Annotated in this window: 23 protein-coding genes; 11 read left to right on the top strand and 12 right to left on the bottom strand. The window is 71.9% G+C overall.

The window, feature by feature from the left end; genetic code table 11:
- The first annotated feature begins 47 nt into the window (after positions 1 to 47).
- A complete protein-coding gene (locus MJ604_RS10970; RefSeq protein ID WP_243058369.1) occupies positions 48 to 803 on the top strand; it encodes a maleylpyruvate isomerase family mycothiol-dependent enzyme in 756 nt (251 codons plus the stop codon).
- Between the two features lie 19 nt (positions 804 to 822).
- Here the strand turns inward: MJ604_RS10970 and MJ604_RS10975 are convergent, their stop codons facing one another.
- Positions 823 to 4,968 (bottom strand): Ig-like domain-containing protein, encoded by a 4,146-nt coding sequence (locus tag MJ604_RS10975; RefSeq protein ID WP_243058370.1) that lies wholly within the window; start codon positions 4,966 to 4,968, stop codon positions 823 to 825.
- A gap of 173 nt (positions 4,969 to 5,141) precedes the next feature.
- Here MJ604_RS10975 and MJ604_RS24405 point away from each other — a divergent pair, with 173 nt between their 5' ends.
- The gene (locus tag MJ604_RS24405) at positions 5,142 to 6,578 is read left to right on the top strand and encodes a fatty acid desaturase (protein WP_243058371.1); all 1,437 of its coding nucleotides are present in this window, start codon (positions 5,142 to 5,144) and stop codon (positions 6,576 to 6,578) included.
- On the top strand, positions 6,559 to 7,122 hold the full coding sequence (locus tag MJ604_RS10985) for a TetR/AcrR family transcriptional regulator (RefSeq protein WP_243058372.1): 564 nt from the start codon (positions 6,559 to 6,561) through the stop codon (positions 7,120 to 7,122). The genes MJ604_RS24405 and MJ604_RS10985 overlap by 20 nt, the downstream gene beginning before the upstream one ends.
- Here MJ604_RS10985 and MJ604_RS10990 read toward each other — a convergent pair.
- Together MJ604_RS10990 and MJ604_RS10995 are read right to left on the bottom strand one after the other, a co-directional pair.
- A complete protein-coding gene (locus MJ604_RS10990; protein WP_243058688.1) occupies positions 7,119 to 7,445 on the bottom strand; it encodes an Ig-like domain-containing protein in 327 nt (108 codons plus the stop codon). The two genes, MJ604_RS10985 and MJ604_RS10990, sit on opposite strands and share 4 nt — an antisense overlap.
- Entirely contained in the window at positions 7,445 to 8,305 is an 861-nt protein-coding gene (locus MJ604_RS10995) for a GTP-binding protein LepA (protein WP_243058373.1), read from the bottom strand. Before MJ604_RS10995 ends, MJ604_RS10990 begins: the two co-directional genes overlap by 1 nt.
- 71 nt (positions 8,306 to 8,376) lie before the next feature.
- On the opposite strand from MJ604_RS10995, the gene MJ604_RS11000 reads away from it, so the two are divergent.
- Positions 8,377 to 9,765, top strand: a complete 1,389-nt coding sequence (locus MJ604_RS11000; RefSeq protein ID WP_243058374.1) for an MFS transporter — start codon at positions 8,377 to 8,379, stop codon at positions 9,763 to 9,765.
- Here the strand turns inward: MJ604_RS11000 and MJ604_RS11005 are convergent.
- From MJ604_RS11005 to MJ604_RS11015, 3 genes are read right to left on the bottom strand one after another with little or no spacing between them, the layout of a single operon-like run.
- A complete protein-coding gene (locus MJ604_RS11005) occupies positions 9,752 to 10,372 on the bottom strand; it encodes a pyridoxamine 5'-phosphate oxidase family protein (RefSeq protein WP_243058375.1) in 621 nt (206 codons plus the stop codon). The genes MJ604_RS11000 and MJ604_RS11005 overlap by 14 nt on opposite strands.
- Complete coding sequence (locus tag MJ604_RS11010; protein ID WP_243058376.1) at positions 10,369 to 10,833, bottom strand: GNAT family N-acetyltransferase; 465 nt, start codon at positions 10,831 to 10,833, stop codon at positions 10,369 to 10,371. Before MJ604_RS11010 ends, MJ604_RS11005 begins: the two co-directional genes overlap by 4 nt.
- Before the next feature lie 35 nt (positions 10,834 to 10,868).
- Complete coding sequence (locus tag MJ604_RS11015; protein ID WP_243058377.1) at positions 10,869 to 11,288, bottom strand: VOC family protein; 420 nt, start codon at positions 11,286 to 11,288, stop codon at positions 10,869 to 10,871.
- A gap of 54 nt (positions 11,289 to 11,342) precedes the next feature.
- Here MJ604_RS11015 and MJ604_RS11020 point away from each other — a divergent pair, with 54 nt between their 5' ends.
- Complete coding sequence (locus tag MJ604_RS11020) at positions 11,343 to 11,513, top strand: hypothetical protein (protein ID WP_243058378.1); 171 nt, start codon at positions 11,343 to 11,345, stop codon at positions 11,511 to 11,513.
- Positions 11,510 to 11,665, top strand: a complete 156-nt coding sequence (locus MJ604_RS11025; RefSeq protein WP_243058379.1) for a hypothetical protein — start codon at positions 11,510 to 11,512, stop codon at positions 11,663 to 11,665. The genes MJ604_RS11020 and MJ604_RS11025 overlap by 4 nt, the downstream gene beginning before the upstream one ends.
- 4 nt (positions 11,666 to 11,669) lie before the next feature.
- Here MJ604_RS11025 and MJ604_RS11030 read toward each other — a convergent pair whose 3' ends face one another.
- Both MJ604_RS11030 and purU read right to left on the bottom strand, forming a co-directional pair.
- Complete coding sequence (locus tag MJ604_RS11030; RefSeq protein WP_243058380.1) at positions 11,670 to 12,521, bottom strand: hypothetical protein; 852 nt, start codon at positions 12,519 to 12,521, stop codon at positions 11,670 to 11,672.
- Complete coding sequence (purU, locus tag MJ604_RS11035) at positions 12,521 to 13,366, bottom strand: formyltetrahydrofolate deformylase (RefSeq protein ID WP_243058381.1); 846 nt, start codon at positions 13,364 to 13,366, stop codon at positions 12,521 to 12,523. Before purU ends, MJ604_RS11030 begins: the two co-directional genes overlap by 1 nt.
- Positions 13,367 to 13,442: 76 nt before the next feature.
- Between purU and MJ604_RS11040 the strand changes: the two genes are divergently transcribed.
- The 3 genes from MJ604_RS11040 to MJ604_RS11050 all read left to right on the top strand — a co-directional run bounded on the left by MJ604_RS11040 (position 13,443) and on the right by MJ604_RS11050 (position 17,760).
- Complete coding sequence (locus MJ604_RS11040) at positions 13,443 to 14,672, top strand: M15 family metallopeptidase (RefSeq protein ID WP_243058382.1); 1,230 nt, start codon at positions 13,443 to 13,445, stop codon at positions 14,670 to 14,672.
- Positions 14,673 to 14,788: 116 nt separating this feature from the next.
- Positions 14,789 to 15,751 (top strand): NADPH:quinone oxidoreductase family protein, encoded by a 963-nt coding sequence (locus MJ604_RS11045; protein WP_243058383.1) that lies wholly within the window; start codon positions 14,789 to 14,791, stop codon positions 15,749 to 15,751.
- Between the two features lie 59 nt (positions 15,752 to 15,810).
- Positions 15,811 to 17,760, top strand: a complete 1,950-nt coding sequence (locus MJ604_RS11050; RefSeq protein WP_308194132.1) for a M13-type metalloendopeptidase — start codon at positions 15,811 to 15,813, stop codon at positions 17,758 to 17,760.
- A 120-nt stretch (positions 17,761 to 17,880) separates the two neighbouring features.
- Here the strand turns inward: MJ604_RS11050 and MJ604_RS11055 are convergent, their stop codons facing one another.
- Positions 17,881 to 18,273 carry a hypothetical protein gene (locus tag MJ604_RS11055; RefSeq protein WP_243058384.1) on the bottom strand — a complete coding sequence of 131 codons (393 nt, stop codon included), beginning with the start codon at positions 18,271 to 18,273 and terminating at the stop codon, positions 17,881 to 17,883.
- A gap of 50 nt (positions 18,274 to 18,323) precedes the next feature.
- On the opposite strand from MJ604_RS11055, the gene MJ604_RS11060 reads away from it, so the two are divergent.
- A complete protein-coding gene (locus MJ604_RS11060) occupies positions 18,324 to 19,019 on the top strand; it encodes a 2-phosphosulfolactate phosphatase (RefSeq protein WP_243058385.1) in 696 nt (231 codons plus the stop codon).
- A complete protein-coding gene (locus MJ604_RS11065) occupies positions 19,016 to 19,465 on the top strand; it encodes a pyridoxamine 5'-phosphate oxidase family protein (RefSeq protein WP_243058386.1) in 450 nt (149 codons plus the stop codon). The genes MJ604_RS11060 and MJ604_RS11065 overlap by 4 nt, the downstream gene beginning before the upstream one ends.
- A 22-nt stretch (positions 19,466 to 19,487) precedes the next feature.
- Here MJ604_RS11065 and MJ604_RS11070 read toward each other — a convergent pair whose 3' ends face one another.
- From MJ604_RS11070 to MJ604_RS11080, 3 genes are all read right to left on the bottom strand, one after another.
- On the bottom strand, positions 19,488 to 20,078 hold the full coding sequence (locus MJ604_RS11070) for a hypothetical protein (protein ID WP_243058387.1): 591 nt from the start codon (positions 20,076 to 20,078) through the stop codon (positions 19,488 to 19,490).
- A gap of 71 nt (positions 20,079 to 20,149) precedes the next feature.
- Positions 20,150 to 20,545: a hypothetical protein gene (locus MJ604_RS11075; protein ID WP_243058388.1), complete on the bottom strand. Its 396-nt coding sequence runs from the start codon at positions 20,543 to 20,545 to the stop codon at positions 20,150 to 20,152.
- A gap of 57 nt (positions 20,546 to 20,602) precedes the next feature.
- The gene (locus MJ604_RS11080; RefSeq protein WP_243058389.1) at positions 20,603 to 21,139 is read right to left on the bottom strand and encodes a hypothetical protein; all 537 of its coding nucleotides are present in this window, start codon (positions 21,137 to 21,139) and stop codon (positions 20,603 to 20,605) included.
- Positions 21,140 to 21,215: the final 76 nt, after the last annotated feature.

The raw sequence follows: 21,215 nt of genomic DNA on the forward strand, positions 1-21,215 counted from the left end.
ACCTAAACCGTTGGGCCGATCGCGTCCGCACCTGTCACGCTCGGTGGGTGCCCACCGAGCTCCCCCTGACCCGGCACCTGGAGGGTCTGCGCGCCGCGATGATCGCGTTCGTGCGGTACGCCGACCGGGCCGGTCTGCGCGCGCCGGTGCCGACCTGTCCCGGGTGGACCGTGCGCGACCTGGTGGCCCACCAGGGGATGGTGCACCGCTGGGCGGCCGCGCTGGTGCGTGGCGAGCACGACGTCGTACCGGACGCGATCGAAGCGGCGGGCCGCGCCGAGCCCGACCCGCTCGAGTGGCTGCGCGACGGCGTCATCGAGCTGGCCGAGACGCTGACCCGCGCACCCGCGGACACGCGGGCGATCGTGTTCCTGAACGACGCTCCCGCACCGCGCGAGTTCTGGGCGCGTCGGCAGTGTCACGAGACCACGATGCACGCGGTCGACGCGCTGTCGGCCGCTCTTGGGAGGCACCCGGACCCCGCCGAGACCTGGATCGAGACCGACCTCGCGGTCGACGGCATCGACGAGCTGCTCGGCGGCTTCATGACCCGACCGCGCTCCCGGCTGCGCTGCGACGAGGACTCGGTGCTCGTCGTCGCGCCGGACGACGCACCGGACTGGTGGCGGGTCGACCTCAGCCCCGGGCCGGCGGTGACCACCCGCCGGGTCGGACCGCGCGAGGACGGCGACTGGGCGCTGAACGGCACCGCGGTCGACCTCTACCTCGCGCTCTGGAACCGCACCGACCGCCCGAGCCTCGACGACACCTGGCGCGAGCGGGCGGCCGTGACCTGGTCCTGATCGACGTCGGCCGGCGGGCTCACGGGGTGGGGATGACGGTGATGTTCATGAAGCCGGTGGCGCCGGTGTTGGTGGTGTAGGTGACGAGTGGGAGGGCGCCGCTCCAACCGGGTGCCGGGGTGTAGGTGAAGTCGCCGTCGGGGTCGATGGTCAGGGTGCCGGTCGCGGGGTCGGTGTGGCTGGTCACCGAGAGCGTGTCGTCGGGGTCGATGTCGTTGGTCAGGACGTTGCCGGTCGCGGGCGTGTCCTCGGCGACCGTGACGATGTCGGCGATCGTGATGGTCGCGTCGTCGACGGGGGTGACGGTGATGTGCACCGTGGCGATCGCGGTGCCGCCGTGCCCGTCGTTGATCCGGTAGCTGAAGGATGCGGGGCCGGAGTAGCCGGACGCGGGGGTGAAGGTGATCGTCGACCCGTTGTAGAAGGCGATGCCGTTGGTCCTGGCCGTGAGCGCGTCGATCGCGAAGGTGTCGCCGTCGGGGTCGGAGTCGTTGGTGAGCACGTCGGCCGCCGCGATGACGATCGGGGTGTCCTCGTCGGTGGTGAAGCTGTCGTCGTGGGCGACGGGTGCGTCGTTGACGGACGTGACGGTGATGCTGATGAAGCCGGTGGCGCCGGTGTTGGTGGTGTAGGTGACGAGCGGAAGGGCGCCGCTCCAACCGGGTGCCGGGGTGTAGGTGAAGTCGCCGTCGGGGTCGATGGTCAGGGTGCCGGTCGCGGGGTCGGTGTGGCTGGTCACCGAGAGCGTGTCGTCGGGGTCGATGTCGTTGGTCAGGACGTTGCCGGTCGCGGGCGTGTCCTCGGCGCCCGTGACGATGTCGGCGATCGTGATGGTCGCGTCGTCGACGGGGGTGACGGTGATGTGCACGGTGGCGATCGCGGTGGCGCCGTGCCCGTCGTTGATCCGGTAGCTGAAGGATGCGGGGCCGGAGTAGTCGGACGCGGGGGTGAAGGTGATCGTCGACCCGTTGTAGAAGGCGATGCCGTTGGTCCTGGCCGTGAGCGCGTCGATCGCGAAGGTGTCGCCGTCGGGGTCGGAGTCGTTGGTGAGCACGTCGGCCGCCGCGATGACGATCGGGGTGTCCTCGTCGGTGGTGAAGCTGTCGTCGTGGGCGACGGGCGCGTCGTTGGCCGCGGTGACGGTGACGTTCACCGTGGAGGTCGCCGTGGCGCTGTTGCCGTCGTGGATCGAGTAGGTGAACGAGGCCGGCCCGGAGTAGTCCGCGGTCGGGGTGAAGACCAGGTTGCCGCCGACGGCGTCGAGGCTGCCGTTGACCGGGCTGCCGACCGAGGAGACGGAGAGGGTGTCGCCGTCGACGTCGGTGTCGTTGGCGGTCAGTGCGGTGAGGGGGAACGGGAGGGACAGCGTCGTGTTCTCGTCGATGGTGTAGCTGTCGTCGTGGGCGACGGGTGCGTCGTTGACGGGCGTGACGGTGATGTCGAGGGTTCCGGTGGCACCGGTGCTGGTGGTGTAGGTGGCTGTCTCGGTGCCGTGCCAGTCAGGGGCCGGGGTGTAGGTGAAGTCCCCGTCGGGCTCGATGGCGAGGGTGCCGTGATCGGGGTCGGTGTGGTCGGTGACGGTCAGCGCGTCGTCGGGGTCGATGTCGTTGGTCAGGACGTTGCCGGTCGACTGGGCGTCCTCGGCGACCGTGACGGAGTCAGTGACCGTGACGGTGGGGTCGTCGACGGCCGTCACGGTGATGTTCACCGTGGCGGTCGCCGTGGCGACGTTGCCGTCGTGGATCGAGTAGGTGAACGAGGCCGGCCCGGAGTAGTGCGCAGTCGGGATGAAGACCAGGTTGCCGCCGACGAGGGCGAAGCTGCCGTTGACCGGGCCGCCGACCGAGGAGACGGAGACGGTGTCGCCGTCGACGTCGGTGTCGTTGGCGGTCAGTGCGGAGAGGGGGAACGGCAGGGACCAGGTCGTGTCCTCGTCGATGGTGTAGCTGTCGTCGTGGGCGACGGGTGCGTCGTTGACGGGCGTGACGGTGATGTCGAGGGTTCCGGTGGCACCGGTGTTGGTGGTGTACGTGACCGTCTCGGTGCCGTGCCAGTCGGCGTCCGGGGTGTAGGTGAAGTCCCCGTCGGGCTCGATGGCGAGGGTGCCGTGATCGGCGTCGGTGTGGTCGATGACGGTCAGCGCGTCGTCGGGGTCGGGGTCCCTGTCGTTGGTCAGGACGTTGCCGGTCGACTGGGTGTCCTCGGCGACGGAGACGGAGTCAGTGACCGTGACGGTGGGATCGTTGACGCGGACGGTGACCGTCGCGCTGTCGCTCGAGCCGTGACCGTCCGAGGCGGCGTAGGTGAACGAGTCGGTCCCGCGGTAGCCGGGGTCCGGTGTGTAGATGATGCTCCCGGCCGGGCTCAGGACGAGGGTCCCGTGCGAGGGAGGGGTCACCAGCTCCGCGACCAGGGAGTCGCCGTCGCCGTCGACGTCGTTGGCGATCACGTTGCGGGCGACGGGGGTGTCCACACCGGTGGTGTAGCTGTCGTCGTGGGCGACGGGTGCGTCCTCGACCGGGTCGACGGTGACCGTGACGGTGACCGCGCTCGACTGCAGGTCGCCGTCGTCGGCGCGGTAGGTGAAGCTGTCGGTGCCGTGGAAGTTCGGGTCCGGCGTGTAGGTGACGGTGCCGCTCGGGTTGACGACGACGATGCCGTGCACCGGGTTCGTGACCAGGTCCGCGACCAGCGGGTCGTCGTCGACGTCGGTGTCGTTGGCGAGCACGTCGAAGCTCGTCGCGTCGTCCTCGTTGATGGAGTAGTCGTCGGCAGTGGCGACGGGTGCGTCGTCGACCGGGGTGACGGTGATGGTCAGGGCGCCGATGGCGCCGGTGTTGGTGGTGTAGCTGATGGTCGGGACGGTGCCGTTCCAGTCCGCTTCAGGGGTGTAGCGGTAGTCGCCGTCGGGGTCGATGGTGACGGTGCCGTGGGCCGGCGCGGTGTGGCTCGTGACGGTGAGGGGGTCGTCGGGGTCGGTGTCGTTGGCCAGGACGTTGCCGGTCGCCTCGGTGTCCTCGGCGACCGTGACGGCGTCCGCGACCGTGACGGTCGGCAGGTCGGCGGGTGGAGCAGCGTCGACCCGGACGTCGCGCTCGGCCCGTCCGGTCAGCCCGTCGACGTCCTCGATCTCGATCAGGACCCGGTGCGCGCCCGGGGTGGCCGACGCTCTCGCCTGCACGGCGATCGCCCGGATCGCCCGCTGGTACGCCGCTTCGCTCGCCCGGCCCACGAGCTCGAGGCGACCGGCGCCGGCGTCGTAGCTCGCGGTGATGCCGTCGGCGGTCGTCGCGGCGAGACCGATGCCCACCGCGGTACCGCCCGCGACGGTCACCGTGGCTCGGGTCAGCTCGGAGTCCGGGTCGACCACCTCCGCCTCCGGGGCGAGGAGGGCGGAGGAGCCGCCGGCGATGACAGCGGTGGCGCCGCCGCCCGGCCGGACGACCGGGCGGACCGCCGGGGGCGAGACCGTGATGCGCAGCGACGCCGGCGGGCTCGTGTCCGAGCCTCCGTCGGCCTCGCCGCCGTCGTCGGTGAGGACCACCCGGGCGGTCGCGGTGCCGTGCGCGCCCGGCGCCGGGGTGTAGGTGAGCACACCGTCCGCTGAGACGGCGGGCAGCCCGCCCGCGGCGAACAGGTCCGCGTCGGAGACCTCGTCGACCTCGAACGTCAGCTGCTGGCCGTGCTCGTCGGGCGCTCCGGCCTCGACGTCGGCCGCCCAGCCCGCGACGACCTGCGCCCCCGCGTCGGCGGCGACGACCTGGTCGGGTCCGGGCGTGAAGGACGGCGCGTCGTTCACCGGGACCACCTGGACGCGTACGACGGCGCGGTCTGTGCGGCCCCGGCCGTCCACGGCGCGGTAGACGAGGCGGATGGCGCCGTTCACGTCGGCATCGGGTCGGAGGCGAAGGCCGCCCCGGGCGCCGAGGCGGACGGTCGCGCCGCGAGGCTCGGCGAGGACCTCCGCGCGGAGCCGACCCGTGCCGTGGTCGTTCGCGAGCACGCCCGGGCGCGCCAGGCGCAGCACCGCGTCCTCGAGGATCACCGCGCGGTCGTCGCTCGCCACCGGACGCGGAGCCGGCTTCGCGGCGGCCGGGCCGGGGTTCACGACAGCCGCGGCGAGGGCGATCGACGCGATGACGCCGAGCGGAACAGACCTGCGCACCGAGTCTCCCGAGCCTGAGGACGTCAGCCGTCCCACCTGGGCTCAGGCTAGCCGTCCGGGGCGTCGGCGCGTCGCCGATTGCACGGATCGTCCTTGACAGATGCAAGGGTCTTGTCAAGGACCCTTTACATTTCGTAGTCTGATGTAAAGCGACCGAACTTGGAGGCATGGGGATGTCCGAACAGATCGCGAACAGCACCGTCCCGGACGGATCCACGGTGGCGTGGCGGGACCGCAAGCGGTACCTCTGGCTGATCGGGCTGGTGGTCCCGTCCCTGGCCTTCATCGGCTACGGCCTCTGGGCGGCCACCGGCTGGGGCATCTGGTTCTGGATCGGCCCGGTCGTGATCCTGGTGATCGTCCCCGCGATCGACCTGGTCGCCGGCCTCGACCGCTCGAACCCGCCCGACGACGTGATCGAGGCGCTCGAGCAGGACCGCTACTACCGGTGGATCACCTATCTCTTCCTCCCGATCCAGTACGCCGGCTTCGTTGGTGCCATGTGGTTGATCGGCGGTGGCGACGACCTGTCGACGCTCGCGAAGATCGGGCTCGCGGTCTCCATCGGCTGCATCGGCGGCATCGGCATCAACACCGCGCACGAGCTCGGGCACAAGCGCGAGGCCAACGAGCGCTGGCTGTCGAAGATCGCCCTGGCACAGAGCTTCTACGGCCACTTCTACATCGAGCACAACCGCGGCCACCACGTCCGCGTCGCCACCCCGGAGGACCCCGCGTCGTCGCGGGTCGGCGAGAGCTTCTACCAGTTCTGGCCGCGTACGGTGATCGGCTCGCTGCGCTCGGCCTGGCGGCTCGAGAAGCGCCGCTACGCGCGCCGCCAGCAGCACCCGTTCCGCCTGGGCAACGACGTGCTCAACGCCTGGCTGATGTCCGCGGTCCTCTGGGGCGCGCTGGTCGCCTGGCTCGGCGTCGAGATCCTGCCGTACCTCCTGATCCAGGCCGTGGTCGGCTTCTCGCTGCTCGAGGTCGTGAACTACATGGAGCACTACGGGATGCTGCGCCAGAAGGTCGGCGTCGGCGACCGGCAGCGCTACGAGCGGGTCGACCCCACGCACTCGTGGAACTCCAACAACATCGCCACGAACGTGCTGCTCTACCACCTCCAGCGCCACAGCGATCACCACGCGAACCCGACCCGGCGCTACCAGTCGCTGCGCGACTTCGAGGAGTCGCCGGTGCTCCCGACCGGGTACGCCGGGATGATCGTGCTCGCGATCGTGCCCGCGGTCTGGCGCCGGGTGATGGATCCGCGGGTGCTCGCGCACTTCGACGGCGACATGTCCCGGGCCAACATCTCGCCGCGGAAGCGGGACAAGGTGCTGGCGACGTACCCGCCGCCGGCGGCTCCTGGGGTCTCGACGAGCCCGACCACCGGAGCGGAGACCTCGACCACCGAGGACGTGCTCGCCGCGCGGTGTCCGGGCTGCGGGTACACCTACCGCGTCGAGGAGGGCAACGAGCTCGAGGGCTTCGCGGCCGGGACCGCCTGGTCCGAGGTGCCCGACGACTGGTGCTGCCCGGACTGCGGGGTCTGGGAGAAGGTCGACTTCCGATCCCTAGAATCGGTGCATGGTCTCCACGACGCGTGATCGCATCGTCGAGGCCGCGGTCGCGCTGACCACGGAGTCCGGCTGGTCCGCGGTGACCATGGCCGCGATCGCCGAGCGGGTGGGCGTCAGCCGGCAGACCGTCTACAACGAGCTCGGGTCCAAGGAGGGCCTGGCCGAGGCGATGATCCTGCGCGAGCTCGCGCGGTTCCTCGCGGTGGTCGAGTCCGCGTTCGACGCGCACCCCGACGACCTGGTCACCGCGATCCGCGCGGCGACGTACGGCGTCCTCGAGCTCGCTCAGGACAACAAGCTGCTGCACGCGGTGGTCTCGGCGACGCACGGCGCGGACACCGAGCTGCTGCCGCTGCTGACCACGCACGCCGAGCCGCTGCTCGCGGCCGCCAAGGTGGTGGTGACCGAGCGGGTCGCGCCGTACGACACCGGGCTCGAGGGGGAGCGGCTCGACGTCGCGATCGACGTGGTGGTGCGGGTCGTGCTCAGCCACGTGATGCAGCCGTCCGGTCCGCCGGCCGAGGCCGCCGACGGCATCGCCTGGCTCGCCGGTCGCGCGCTCCGGGCCTAGGGCATGTCTCCCACGTCGATGGCCTGCGACGCGCCGACGGTGACGCGCACCCAGCCGGCGTCCGTGCGGCCGCCCCGGTCGCGGATCGTGTAGCGGAACCGCGCCTCGCCGGTGAACCCCGGCGTGGGCACGTAGATCCCGTGGCCCCCGATCATCCGCACGGAGCCGTGGGTGGCGCGGGTGGCGGCCAGGTCGACCACCGCGAGCCGCCGGCCGCGGTCGTTGCGCAGCAGCTCCTCGTAGTGCACCGTCAGCAGCGAGTCGGCCGGCGTCGACAGGCGATCCGCGCGGGCGACCGGCAGGTGGCCGGCGTCGATGAGCATCACGCCGCCCGGCGCGCCTCGGCCAGCTCGACCGCCTCGCGGAACGCCTTGGTGACGTACGGCGGGACCGGCAGACCGCGCCGGTGCGCCCAGAGCAGCTCGCGCTCGACGCGGGACATCTGGGCGGCGAAGTCGTCGGCGTCGCGGTCGATGCCGAGGGAGAACAGCAGGTCGCCGAAGTCGGCCTTCTGCCTGTCGTTGTTCGCGCCGACCGGGCCGAAGGAGAAGGTGCGCATCCGGCGGACCATCCAGCGCTGCCAGGTGCCGAGCTCGGTCCAGAGCCCGCGGGCGGAGAGCTGGTAGAACGCGTAGTGCCCCGGCTCCTGGCGCTTGATCGGGGCGATCACGGTCTGCGCGATCGCGTCCTCGCCGAGCTCGACGACGCCCGCGTGGAGCAGGTTGTAGGCGAGCACCGCGGACCGCTCGGTGGCCATGCCGGTCAGGTAGTAGAGCATCCGGCACACGTCCTGGAACGCCGGCAGGTGCGCGAGCGCGCCCAGGATCTTGAGCTTCATGCCGACCGAGGTGAGGTCGGCCTCCGCCGCCGGCCGGCCGAGGTGCATCTGGAGCTCGTCGAGGATCAGCCCGTGGCGCGTCTCCTGCGGCTGCCACACCTCGGCGTAGAAGCGCCGGTCGATCTCGGGCGGATCGGGCAGCAGCGTGGTCAGCTCGAGGACGTTGCGGTCGACCTCGAGCTCCACGCGCGCCATGTAGTCGAGGACGTGGCCGTAGCGGCGGTCCAGCTCACGGGGGCGGCGTACGGAGTAGTCGACGCTCGCGAGGTCGATCGGCGGGTGCTCGAGACCGAGGCGATCGACGTGGTCCGCGAGCCGCGCTGCGGTCTGGGACGCCTGGGCCATTGCTGAATCTTAGAGGGGGGAGACGGGGGCGTTCATCGGGGTTTCCCCCGATCTCTCCTAGGCTCTTCGGAGTGAGCGACTCGGCGGGACTGGCAGGCGTGCGCCTCGGTACGGCGGCCGGGCGGGGCGTGGTGCTCGCCGCCGTGCTCGGCTCCGGCATGACGATGCTCGACGGCACCGTCGTGAACGTCGCCCTGCACACGATCGGCGAGGACCTCGACGCCTCGCTGGCCCAGCTGCAGTGGATCAGCAACGGCTACCTGCTGGCCCTGAGCAGCTTCATCCTGCTCGGCGGGTCGCTCGGCGACCGCTTCGGCCGCCGCCGCGTCTTCGTGGTCGGCACGATCTGGTTCGCGGTCGCCTCGCTCCTGTGTGGCGTGGCGCCGAACGCCGAGGTGCTGATCGCCGCGCGGGTGCTCCAAGGCGTCGGCGCCGCGCTGCTGACCCCGGGCAGCCTCGCGATGATCCAGGGCGCGTTCGTCCCGGACGACCGGGGCAAGGCGATCGGCGCGTGGTCCGGGCTCGGCAGCATCGCGGCCGCGATCGGCCCGTTCGTCGGGGGTGCCCTGGTGCAGTACGCCGACTGGCGCTGGATCTTCCTCATCAACCTGCCGCTCGCGGTGGCCACCGTCCTCATCGCGCAGCGGGCGGTGCCCGAGACCAAGGACCCGAACGCCCCCCGTGAGATCGACCTGGTGGGCGCGCTGCTCGCCGCGCTCGCGCTCGGCGGGCTGACGTACGCGCTGATCGAGTGGGGCAGCCCGGTCGCCCCGTGGGCGCTGGTCGTGATGGTGCTGGCGGTGATCGGCTACGTGCTCGACGAGCGGCGCAGCGACCACCCGATGCTCCCGCTCGGGATCTTCGCGAACCGCAACTTCAGCGCCGCGAACGCGATGACCCTGGTGGTGTACGCCGCGCTCGGTGCGGTCCTGTTCTTCCTGGTGCTGCAGCTGCAGACCGTCGCCGGGTACGGCGCTCTCGAGGCCGGCATCGCGACCCTCCCGATCACGATCTGCATGCTGTTCCTCGCCTCGAAGGGCGGCGAGCTCGGCGCCCGGATCGGCCCGCGGATCCCGATGACGGTCGGGCCGCTGGTGATGGCCGCGGGCACCCTCCTGCTGCTGCGGGTCGGCCCGGACGTGAACTACTGGACCGACGTGCTGCCCGGCCTGACGATCTTCGGCCTCGGCCTCGCGCTGATGGTCGCGCCGCTGACCGCGACGGTCCTCGCCTCCGCGGCCGACGAGCACGCGGGCATCGCCAGCGGCGTCAACAACGCGGTCGCCCGCGCCGGGTCGCTGCTCGCGGTCGCGGCGTTGCCGGTCGCGGTCGGCCTCGGCGGGGAGGAGTACACCGACGCGGTGGCCTTCGACGCGGCCTACGGAACCGCGGTCGTGGTCTGTGCGGTGCTGCTCGCGGTCGGCGGGCTCGTCTCGTGGGCGACGATCAGGAACCCGTGAGCCGCTGCACCGAGGGCGGCACCGGGAGGTGCTCGGCCCAGGGAGCCGGCTGCGGCGGGTCGAGCACGGTGCGCACCGGCACCAGCCCGCTCCACACACCGGGGTCCGCGTCGGCCTCCTCGGGCGTCGCCGGCCAGCCGCCGCTGATCTTCAGCAGCCAGTTGTCCGTGTCGATCGGGAGCGACAGCGCCATCGACGCGGCCAGCTCCTTGCGCGACGAGGGGCGCACCTCCGCCGTACGTCCCGGGATGATCGCCTCGGAGAACACGTCGAGCGCCGAGTCGTCCACGCGGGTCAGCGCACCGCGGATGGTCGCGGAGCGGTAGTTCACCGAAGACTCGAACGTCGTCGGCGCCACCGCGAGCGCGTCGACCGCGAACACCGTGAGGACCGCCGGCGCCCCGGCCGCCACCGCGCGCAAGGCCCCGGCGCCGGTCGAGCCGTGCAGGAGGACGCGGTCGCCGTCGCGCGCGTAGAGCAGGGGGACGGCGAGGGGCAGGCCGTCGGCGACGGTCGACAGCACCCCGGCCCACTGGGAGTCGAGGAAGGAGTCGAGGGCGGCGCGGTCGGTGACGCCGTACTCGGCCAGGCGGTTGAGCTCGGTCATGCCAGGGAGCGTGTCATGAACGTGCTCCACGGGCTGAGCACGTAGTCGCCGAACGGCCCGCACTCGGCGAAGCCGCGGCGCGCGTAGAGCGACCGGGCGGCCGCGAACCCGTCCGGCGTCCCGGTCTCGAGGCTGAGCCGGGTCATGCCGCGCTCGGCCGCGACGCCGACGAGGTGGTCGACGATCGCCGTTCCCACGCCGCGTCCGCGGGCGGCCGCGGTGGTGTGCATGGACTTGAGCTCGCCGTGCCCGTCGCCGAGGTCCTTGAGCGCGCCGACGCCGAGCAGCTCGCCGGCGTGGCGGTAGCCGACGAACGTCACCGACGGGTGCCCCAGCGCGTCGACGTCGAGCGCGTGCACCTCCTCGGGCGGGCTGAGCTCGTTCATCAGCTCCAGGTGCGTCTCGAGCAGAGCTCGTACGTCGGCTGCGCGCGGGTCGTCGGCCGTGATCGTTCCCTCCACGAGGTGGACGGTAGAGGTGGACGGTTTCGCGTTTGTTACGTGACGAAGATGCAGAACGGGTGGCCGGCCGGGTCGGCGAACACGTAGAGCGGCTCGTCCGGGTCGTCGGTGCGGTCGAACAGCACGGCGCCGCCGAGCTCGAGGACCCGCAGCCGCTGCTGCTCGAGGGCGTCGGTGTCGGCGACGCCCAGGTCCAGGTGCACCATCATCTGCTGGTCGCCGGACCGGTCCGGCTCCGGCGTCCACACCGGCGGGACGTACTGGGGGTTCTGCTGGAAGGCCAGGCCGTGGACGCCGGCCGGCGCGCGGAGCACCAGCCAGTCCTCGCCCTCCGCGGGCGTCTCGTCGCCGGGTCGGTAGGAGTACCCGAGCAGGTCGCGGTAGAAGTCGCCCAGCACGCGGGGCTCGCGGCAGTCGAGGACGGTCTGCAGGAGGGACGGGTACGGCGCGCTCATCTCGTCACCGTACGACGCTCGACTCTAAGTCGAGTAACACGCTAGACTTTATTCATGAGGAGGTCGGAACCACTCGACGTCGCACTGCTCGCGACCGGCGGCATCGTCCTCGTGGCGCTCGCGCTGACCGAGAGCTACGGGCAGCTGGTGGCCGCGCTGGCGGCGTACGCGATCGCGTGGTGGGTCCTCGGCCTCGAACGACCGCGATCGGGGGACTCGAGATGAGGAACAGCACCGTCGACCTCGCCCAGCTGCGGCAGCGGCGCGAGGCCGTTCGCACCAAGGAGCTCGCCGAGCTCCTGGAGCGACGCCCCGACCTGTGGGGCGTGCACCTGCCGGCGGACCTGGCGGCCGAGTACGTCCTCTGGTCCGCCTGACCGGTCAGGCGCAGCCGATCGGCTCCGTGGTCGCCGGCCACCGCTGGACGTCGGACGGGTCGTCGAGGCTCACGAGGTACGCCGCCTTCGGGTGGTCCCCCAGCCACAGCGCGCGGCCGTCGCGCTGCCATCCGGTGTCGGTGGCGTGGGCGGGCAGCGTCGCCGACGAGTCGGGCGTGGTGGTGAGGTAGTCGCTGAGCTCGCCCGAGTCGCCGCCCAGGTACGCGTCGTAGGTGCGGTCCCAGTCGGTGCGCTTGCCGACCCAGAGCCAGGTGAGGTCCTGCCAGTCGCAGTGCTCGGCGCCCGGGAACGACACGACCTCGGACGTCGGCACCGGCGAGCCCGCCGAGTCCTCCCACACCTCGAAGCCGAGGTCCTCGGCGACCTCGACGCCCAGCTCTGCCGGATCGCAGGTCGCCCACGCCTCGACGCCCCAGCCGGTGTCGTCCTGGTAGTCGGTGACGTCGTCGTGCACGACCACCGCGGCCTTGGTCTGCTCGCCGACGTCGTACGACAGCAGGGCGCGGCCGTCGTCGACCCGCTCGACCCGGTAGCCGTCGTCGGGCATCGCCGCCCACTCCTCCTCGAGCCAGTTGTCGAGCGCGTCCTGCGCGGAGTCCTGGACCTCGACGAGCCCGTCGTCGTAGCCCGCACCTCCACCGCGCCGCGGGTCGCCGGCGCACTCGAGCGCGAGCCCGGCGGCGCCGGAGGCCTCGAGCGCGGTGGCGCGGTCGCGGTAGTCGAGCTCGACGAACATCGGGCCGTCGTACGGCGCACCCGCCGGGTCGGCCTCGAGCGCGGCCTCGGAGCCGCACCCGGCGAGGAGCAGCGCGGCGAGGAGGACCGCGGGTCGCATCAGCGGAAGACCACCGTGCGGTGGCCGTTGAGCAGCACCCGCGACTGCGAGTGCCAGCGCACCGCGCGCGAGAGCACCTGCGCCTCGACGTCACGCCCGGCGCCGACCATCGCGTCCTGGTCGTAGCCGTGGTCGATGCGCATCACGTCCTGCTCGATGATCGGGCCCTCGTCGAGGTCACCGGTGACGTAGTGCGCGGTCGCGCCGACGATCTTCACGCCGCGGTCGAACGCTTGGTGGTACGGCTTCGCGCCCTTGAAGCTCGGCAGGAACGAGTGGTGGATGTTGATCGCGCGCCCGGACAGCTCGCGACACAGCCCGTCGGACAGCACCTGCATGTAGCGCGCGAGCACCACCAGCTGCACGTCGAGGTCCTTGACCAGCTCGAGCAGCTGCGCCTCGGCCTGCGGCTTGGTGTCCGGCGTGACCGGGACGTGGTGGAACGGCACGCCGTACGACGCCGCCATCGCGCCCGCGTCGGGGTGGTTGGAGACCACCGCGGGGATCTCGATCGGCAGCGAGCCGGTGCTGGTGCGGAACAGCAGGTCGTTGAGGCAGTGCAGGTGCTTGGAGACCATGATCAGCGTCCGGTACGGCGCCGCCGCGTCGTGGATCTCGACGTGCATGTCGAACCGCCCGGCGACCTCGGCGAAGTCCGCCCGCAACCCCTCGACGCCGGCCGGGGCCGGCACGTCCACGTCGATGCGCATGAAGAAGCGGCCGCTCAGGCGGTCACCGAACTGCTGGCTCTCGAGGATGTTGCCGCCGCGCTCGGCGAGGAACCCGGAGACGGCATGCACGATGCCGGGCCGGTCGGGACACGAGAGGATCAGCACGAAGGACACGGAGTAACTCTGGCACGTCCCGGGGTTGCCGACCGGCCGCAGGGGTAGACGTACCCTGGACGACGGGGAGGCACGGATGCGACTGGGGCGCGCACTCGGAGCGGCGACGCTGGCACTGGCGATCGCCGCGACCTCGGCCTGCTCCGGCTCGTCCGAGGCCGGTGACCCGGCGCCGGACGGGACGACCAGCGCCGCGGCCGCGACGCCCTCGCCCGACGCCGAGCCCGGCGCGGAGCCCACGCTCGACCCCGCGCACGCCGTCGACCCGCCCGGCAGGCGCACCGGCCTGATCGCGCCGGCCGACATCGTCGTCAACGGCGCCTCGACCATCCCGCAGGAGAAGGTCGCCGAGATCGAGAGGCTCCGGGGCGTCGAGGACGTCGAGCGGATCTCGCTGGTCCAGATCCCGGTCGAGAACCGGTCCCTCAGCATCGCGGCCGTGGACCCGGCGACGTACCGGAACTGGATCACCGACACCGACGACGCCAAGTTCGACGACGCCTGGGAGCGGGTCGCGGCGGGCGAGCTGGCGATCCCCGAGAAGACCGTGCGCCGGCTACCGGTCGACGACAACGGGTTCCTCCCGCTCGGCAGCACCAGCGACGCCCCGCAGGCGCACGTCGGGGCGTACACCGAGCAGTCCTGGCTGGTCGACGCGGTCGTGAACGACACCTGGGTCTCCACGCTCGACATGACCGAGGGCAACGCGCTGCTGATCCGCACCGGGGGCGTCGCGCCGGAGCCGCTGCGCAAGCCGATCCAGCAGATCCTCGCCGGCACCGACGCCACCGTGTCGATGACCGACGCCGTCGCGCGCAACGGACTCGACCCGGGCGTCGTGCAGACCGCGGTCGTCGTCGGCACCATCGCCGACGCGGTCGGCACCTACCGCTACTCCGTGCTGTCCGGCGGTCGGATCGCCCCCGACCCGGCCTGGGTGCGCGAGCACATCGTGACCGCGCCGGTGCCGATCCTCGGGAACGTCACCTGCAACAAGCTGCTGATCCCGCAGCTGCGGGCCGCGCTCGAGGACGTCGTGGCGCAGGGCCTGGCCGACAAGATCCATCCCGACGACTACGCCGGCTGCTACAACCCTCGGTTCATCGCCGGCTCCACGACGCTGTCCAACCACGCGTTCGGACTCGCCGTCGACCTCAACGTCGCCGGCAACGAGCGCGGCACCGTCGGCGAGATCGACCGCGGCGTGGTCGCGATCTTCGAGCACTGGGGCTTCACCTGGGGCGGCGACTGGGCCTACACCGACCCGATGCACTTCGAGATGAACCAGCTCGTCCAGCCCCGCTAGCGTCCTGAGTCGGAAGTCCGTGCGCGTCGCGCGTGCTCAGGGTGCGTGCCACGGGTGCGCGAAGCGCACCCGGAGCATTTGATTCAGGACACCAGCCACGCGCTAGCGTCGGGGCCATGCGTGCCGTTCGAGTCGTCAGCACCACCGGCCCCGCCGACGTCGTCGTGGGCGACGTCCCCGAGCCGGCGCCCGGTCCCGACGACGTCCTCGTCGAGGTGCATGCGGTCGGGGTCTCGTTCCCCGACCTGCTGCTGAGCAAGGGCGAGTACCAGCTCAAGCCGGAGGTGCCGTTCACCCTCGGCGTCGACTTCGCCGGCACCGTGGTCAGCGGACCCGGCTTCGAGCCCGGCCAGCGGGTCGCCGGTGTGGGCGGGTACGGCGGTGCGGCCGAGCGGGTCGCGAACCCGGCGATGTTCACGTTCGCGCTTCCCGACGAGCTGTCGTACGACGAGGGCGCCGCGCTGCCGATGAACTACCTCACCGCGCAGTTCGCGCTCGCCGAGCGCGGCCAGCTGAGGGCCGGCGAGACCGTGCTGGTGCACGGCGCCGCCGGTGGCGTCGGGACCGCGACCCTCCAGGTCGCGAAGGGGTACGGCGCCCGCACGATCGCGGTCGTCAGCACCGACGAGAAGGCCGAGGTGGCGCGGGCCGCCGGCGCCGACGAGGTCGTGCTGCTCGACGGGTTCAAGGAGTCGGTGCAGGAGCTCACCGGCGGCCGGGGCGTCGACGTCGTCCTCGACGTGGTCGGCGGCGACGCGTTCACCGACTCGCTGCGGGTGCTGGGCACCCAGGGCCGGCTGCTCGTGGTCGGCTTCGCGGCCGGGCAGGGGATCCCCGAGGTGAAGGTGAACCGGCTGCTGCTCAACAACGTCGACGTGCGCGGCGTCGGCTGGGGTGCGTACGCGATGCTGCGCCCCGGCTACATGCAGGAGCAGTGGGCCGAGCTGGTGCCGATGATGGCCTCCGGCGTCGTGAAGCCGCCGATCGGGGCGACGTACGACCTGGACGGGTTCGGGCAGGCGCTGCTGGACATGGCCGACCGCAGGACGCTCGGGAAGTCGGTCGTCCGCGTCCGCTGACGTTCGCCCTGCGCGAAGGCTGGCGACGGATCCCAGGGCCGACGGTTAGGGTCGGCACCGTGAGCACTCTCGACGCGGCCCGCTCGGGCATGGACCCCGCCATCCGTCCGCAGGACGACCTGTTCGGCCACGTCAACGGACGCTGGCTCGACGAGACCGAGATCCCGTCCGACCGCTCGAGCTGGGGTCCGTTCGTCCAGCTCGCGGATGCCGCGGAGGAGCAGGTCCACGCGATCATCGAGGACCTCGCGCGCCAGGTCGCCGCGGGTGCCGCGGTCGGCGACGACGCCCGCAAGATCGGTGACCTGTTCGCGTCGTTCATGGACACCGAGACCATCGACGCCAACGGCATCGCGCCGGTCCGGCCGTGGCTCGCCAAGGTCGACGCCCTGCAGGACGTCGGCGAGCTCGGCGCGTTCCTCGGCGGGTTCGAGCGGATCGGCGGCCACGGCCTGTTCGGGTCGTACGTCGACACCGACTCCAAGAACTCCGACCGCTACCTCTTCAACCTGCTCCAGGGCGGGCTCGGGCTGCCGGACGAGTCGTACTACAAGGACGAGAAGTTCGCCGAGGTCCGCGAGAAGTACGTCGCCTACCTGACCCGGCTGTTCACGCTCGGCGAGCACCCCGACCCCGCCGCCGCGGCCGCGACCGTGCTCGCGATCGACACCAAGCTCGCCGACGGGCACTGGGAGCGCGCGGAGACCCGCGAGGTCCAGAAGACCTACAACCTGATGACGAAGGCCGAGCTGGCCGAGCTGTGCCCGTCGTTCGACTGGGACGGCTACGTCGCCGCGCTCGGCGGCAACGACGCGACGCTCGCCGAGGCGTGCGTGCGGCAGCCGTCGTACTTCGCGCACCTGTCCGGCGTGATCGACGAGGTGCCGGTCGAGCAGTGGCGCGAGTGGCTGCGCTCGCACGTGCTGCGCGCGGCGGCGGCGTACCTCACCGACGACTTCGTCGAGGCCAACTTCGACTTCTACGGCCGCACCCTCAACGGCACCCCCGAGCTGCGGGCGCGGTGGAAGCGCGGGGTGGCGCTGGTCGAGGGCGCGATCGGCGAGGCCGTCGGCAAGGAGTACGTCGCGCGGCACTTCCCGCCGCGGTCCAAGGCGCTGATGGACGAGCTGGTGGGGAACCTGCTCGCCGCCTATCGCCAGTCGATCTCCAGGCTCGACTGGATGACCGACGAGACCAAGGAGCGCGCGTTCCAGAAGCTCGAGAAGTTCCGCACCAAGATCGGCTACCCCGACAAGTTCCGCGACTACTCCGCGCTCGAGGTCAGCGCCGACGACCTGTTCGACAACGTCGCCGCGGCGTCGGCCTTCGAGACCGACCGCGAGCTCGCGAAGATCGGTGCGCCGGTCGACCGCGACGAGTGGTTCATGCTGCCGCAGACCGTCAACGCCTACTACAACCCCGGCACCAACGAGATCTGCTTCCCGGCCGCGATCCTGCAGGCGCCGTTCTTCTCCCCGGACGCCGAGGAGGCCGAGAACTACGGCGGCATCGGCGCGGTCATCGGCCACGAGATCGGCCACGGCTTCGACGACCAGGGCGCGCAGTACGACGGCGCGGGCAACCTCAACGACTGGTGGACCCCGGACGACAAGGCCGCCTTCGAGCTGAAGTCCAAGAAGCTGATCGACCAGTACGACGCCTTCGAGCCGCGCAACCTGCCGGGCGAGCACGTCAACGGCGCGCTCACCGTCGGCGAGAACATCGGCGACCTCGGCGGGCTGACGATCGCGCACACGGCGTACCTCATCGCCCGTGGTGGAACGGCGTCGGTCGAGGAGCGCCGGGCGCTGTTCTCGAACTGGGCCTACTGCTGGCGGACCAAGCGCCGCAAGGAGCAGGAGCAGCAGTACCTCACCATCGACCCGCACTCGCCCTCGGAGTTCCGCGCGAACATCGTGCGCAACCTCGACGAGTTCCACGAGGTCTTCGAGACGGTCCCCGGCGACGGGCTGTGGCTCGACGCCGAGGACCGCGTCCGGATCTGGTGACCGCGTCTCGCGGTCCGCGTCTCGCGCGTCGGCTTCGCCGCCGCGCGGGCCGCGAGATCGGTCTCGGGCTTGATCGGTCAGCGGTGTGGTGCAGGTAGGCGCGAGGGCTGCGGGCCGCTGCTAGCAGCGCGCGAGATCACCGACCAGGAAGTCGCCGCCGGCACCCTCGCCGGTGATCTCGCCCATGCCGGCGGTGAAGTAGTCGCCGCGCTGCCAGACCAGCGACTTCACGCCGGACAGCCGGCCGGCCGCCGTACGGAAGGTGGCGTCGACCCGCTCCTCGCCGCGGGTGCGCGACATCCCGGCGACGTGGGCGTGGCTCGCGCCGCGGTTGTCGAGGCGGACCTTCACGCGGATCCGGCCGTCGCCGAGCGGCTCCTTGCAGAGCTGGAGCTTCGCGCCGTGGGTCCTCATCGAGGTGGTCCAGGCCGCGTGGGCGGCCGGGCCGGTGAGGGTCATCGTGGCGAGCAGGAGGCAGGTGAGCGCTCCGAGGACGGTCAGTCGCTGGGTCATGCTCCCGGTCTATCCGCAGGCAGGCATGGGGAAACCTCTAGGGTCGCGGGGTGGGCGTGCGATTCGAGTGGGGTCCGACCGGTGCGGCGGCGACCGCCGCGCCGTACACCGTCGTCGTGGACGTGCTGTCGTTCACCACGACGCTGTCGGTGGCCGTGGAGCGGGGGATGACGGTCTACCCGTTCCGCTGGAAGGACGAGCGGGCCGAGGCGTACGCCGTGGAGCGCGACGCCGTCCTGGCCCGCGGTCGCTCCGAGCGGACCGGCGTCAGCCTGTCCCCGGCGACGGTGCGGGCGGCCGAGGGTGTCGAGCGGCTGGTGCTGCCGTCGCCGAACGGCTCGGCGATCGCGTTCGGGCTCGCGGAGACCGGTGCGACCGTCGTCGGTGCCTCGCTGCGGAACGCGACGGCCGTCGCCCGGTGGCTCGCTGGCAGGGACGTCGCGGTGATCGCGGCGGGCGAGCGCTGGCCGGACGGCTCGCTGCGTCCGGCCGTCGAGGACCTCTGGGGCGCCGGCGCGGTGATCGCGGGGCTCGTCGACCTGGGCGCCACCGAGCTGACGCCGGAGGCGCGGACGGCCGAGCGCGCCTTCCGCGCCGCGGACCTTCCCGGCGACCTGGTCGCCTGCACGAGCGGGCAGGAGCTCGTCGACCTGGGCTTCCCGGGGGACGTCGACATCGCTGCCGAGCTCGACGCGGCCGACGTCGTACCCGTGCTCCGCGGTGACGCGTTCGAGGACGCGCGATGACCGGACCCCGTGACGCGGCGACCCGCAAGGCCGACACCCTGCGGATGTGGGCGACGCCCGAGATCGACGTCTGGGTGGCGACCGCCTCACCTGAGGGCGAGGCGCACCTCGTGCCGCTCTCGCTGGCGTGGGTCGAGGAGCGGTTCGTGGTCGCGCTGCAGGCGAGTGCCCGCACGGCGCGCGACCTGCGCGCGAACGGCCGGGCCCGGCTCGCGGTCGGGCCGACGCGTGACGTGACGATGATCGACGCGGTGCTGGAACGCGAGGTGCCGGTGTCCGAGGACGCCGGCCTGGGCGTCGCGTACGCCGCCCAGGCCGACTGGGACCCGCGGGGCTCCGACGGCTACGTCTTCCTCGTGCTGCGCCCGGAAAGGGTGCAGGCCTGGCGAGAGGCGGACGAGATCGCCGGCCGGACCGTGATGCGCCGCAGGTCCTGGCTGGTCTGACCCAGCACCTGGTCCAGCGGGGTCAGCTGGTCGCGTTGATGCACATGACCGCCAGCCGCAGGGTGTCGGTGCTCGCCTTGGCGTTGGTGCCGCCGGCCCACCACGACGTGGACGACGAGCCGCCGCCCGGGTAGACCTGCACGGCGGTCCACTGACCGTCCCACAACGCCCCGGCCCCGGTCGCGACCTTGCCCTGGGGGCACTGGGCGTTGACGGTGCCGAGCTGGTTGGCGTTCACCGAGACCGACGCCGTGACGACCTCGTAGCCGCTGACGCCGTTCGCGCCCGGGGCTCCCGCGGGCCCGGCCTCGCCTGCGGGCCCGGCAGGACCGGGCGCCCCGGCAGGACCCGGCGCCCCGGCGGGCCCGGCCGGACCCACGTCCCCCTGGGGTCCGGCCGGGCCGGTCTGGCCGCTCTGGATCTCGGCGATGGCCGCCGCGGACAGGTCGAGCGACTCGAGCGTGCCGTTCTTGATGTCCTTCGTCGTGACGGTGTTGTCCTTGATCTGCTTGCCGGTGATCAGCTTGGCGGCCATCGCTCCGCTCGAGAACGACAGGGCCAGCGCGACGGCAGCGATCAGGATGACGGGCAGGGTGCGTGGGATACGAGGCATCCCGCGACGCTAGGCCGGTCACCCGACCACTGCCATGGACCGACCGGGCTACCGCGGTCCTGGGGTCGGCCTCAGCAGCGCGCGACCATGCCCAGGCGGAGCATGTCGCCGGCCGCACCGCCGTTCGGCTCGTGCGTGGTGACCCCGGCCTCGTCGCCGCGGGCGAGCACCAGGGACTTCACGCCCGACACGGCGCCCGCCTCGGCGCGGACCGCCACCTCGTGGAAGCTCCCGTCACGGTCGCGGAACAGGCTGATCCGGTGCGCGTGCGCAGCACCGCGGTTGTCGAGGCGGAGCTTGACGCGCGTGGAACCACCGCTCAGCGGCACCTTGCACACCTGGGCCTTGGAGCCGTGGATGGTGCCCCAGGTGGTCCACGCGGCGTTCGCGGCGGGCGCCACGAGGACGAGGGCGGTCAGCAGGAGGCCGGTGAGTGCGCCGAGCGCGGTGAGGCGGGTCGTTGTCATGCCCGGAGGTCTCCCCCCGTCAGCCCGCCGCAAACGCGCCCGGCGCGCGCTGCCGGGTCAGCTGAACCGCTGGTAGCTGACGGTCGGGAAGTACAGCGTGGTCGCCCCGCCACCACCGTCGCTCACCCGGAGCGTGAGGGTGTGGTTGCCCTTGGGGATCTTCGTGCAGAAGGACACCGACGCCTGGTCGAGGACGTTGTTGTAGGTGAAGTACTTCGTGCCCTCGCTGGTGCCGACGCCGTCCTTGTAGAACGACACCGACGTGAGCTCGCCCGCGCCTCCGCTGGACGCCATCGCCGTGAGCGTGACGAGGACCGTGTCGGTGCCCTTCTTCGGGCCCTTGACCTGCCACTGGGAGCCCTCGACGTCGGTGGTCGTGCCGGAGGCGACGCTCTGGAAGTCCATGCTGCGGTAGAAGAGGCCGAGCGACGGGCCGCCGTTACACGTGGAGACGAGGGCCTTCTGGGCCGGACGGGCCGGCATCTTCGTGGCGCCGTCGTCGGCCGTGGCCGTCGATCCGGTCAGGGCCGCACCGCCGATGAGGGCGAGTGAGGCGGCGCCGGCTGCGGTGAGGGTGCGGAAGGTGGTGATCATGGCTGCTCCTGATCTCCGGCGGCCCTGAGTGGGCCGCGACACGGTTGAAGAGCGACCCCAGGCTGGTCTAGATACC

Origin of the sequence: Nocardioides sp. SR21 (assembly GCF_022761125.1) — a bacterium.
GTDB lineage: Bacteria > Actinomycetota > Actinomycetes > Propionibacteriales > Nocardioidaceae > Nocardioides.

Coding starts and splice junctions, on each gene's coding strand:
- MJ604_RS11075 (WP_243058388.1), bottom strand. CDS start 20,545: ATGACAACGACCCGCCTCACCGCGCTCGGCGCACTCACCGGCCTCCTG.
- MJ604_RS10995 (WP_243058373.1), bottom strand. CDS start 8,305: ATGGCCCAGGCGTCCCAGACCGCAGCGCGGCTCGCGGACCACGTCGAT.
- MJ604_RS11055 (WP_243058384.1), bottom strand. CDS start 18,273: ATGACCCAGCGACTGACCGTCCTCGGAGCGCTCACCTGCCTCCTGCTC.
- MJ604_RS11025 (WP_243058379.1), top strand. CDS start 11,510: ATGAGGAACAGCACCGTCGACCTCGCCCAGCTGCGGCAGCGGCGCGAG.
- MJ604_RS11040 (WP_243058382.1), top strand. CDS start 13,443: ATGCGACTGGGGCGCGCACTCGGAGCGGCGACGCTGGCACTGGCGATC.
- MJ604_RS10985 (WP_243058372.1), top strand. CDS start 6,559: ATGGTCTCCACGACGCGTGATCGCATCGTCGAGGCCGCGGTCGCGCTG.
- MJ604_RS24405 (WP_243058371.1), top strand. CDS start 5,142: ATGTCCGAACAGATCGCGAACAGCACCGTCCCGGACGGATCCACGGTG.
- MJ604_RS11030 (WP_243058380.1), bottom strand. CDS start 12,521: ATGCGACCCGCGGTCCTCCTCGCCGCGCTGCTCCTCGCCGGGTGCGGC.
- MJ604_RS11020 (WP_243058378.1), top strand. CDS start 11,343: ATGAGGAGGTCGGAACCACTCGACGTCGCACTGCTCGCGACCGGCGGC.
- MJ604_RS11005 (WP_243058375.1), bottom strand. CDS start 10,372: ATGACCGAGCTCAACCGCCTGGCCGAGTACGGCGTCACCGACCGCGCC.
- MJ604_RS10990 (WP_243058688.1), bottom strand. CDS start 7,445: ATGCTCATCGACGCCGGCCACCTGCCGGTCGCCCGCGCGGATCGCCTG.
- MJ604_RS11065 (WP_243058386.1), top strand. CDS start 19,016: ATGACCGGACCCCGTGACGCGGCGACCCGCAAGGCCGACACCCTGCGG.
- MJ604_RS11070 (WP_243058387.1), bottom strand. CDS start 20,078: ATGCCTCGTATCCCACGCACCCTGCCCGTCATCCTGATCGCTGCCGTC.
- MJ604_RS11080 (WP_243058389.1), bottom strand. CDS start 21,139: ATGATCACCACCTTCCGCACCCTCACCGCAGCCGGCGCCGCCTCACTC.
- MJ604_RS11015 (WP_243058377.1), bottom strand. CDS start 11,288: ATGAGCGCGCCGTACCCGTCCCTCCTGCAGACCGTCCTCGACTGCCGC.
- MJ604_RS11045 (WP_243058383.1), top strand. CDS start 14,789: ATGCGTGCCGTTCGAGTCGTCAGCACCACCGGCCCCGCCGACGTCGTC.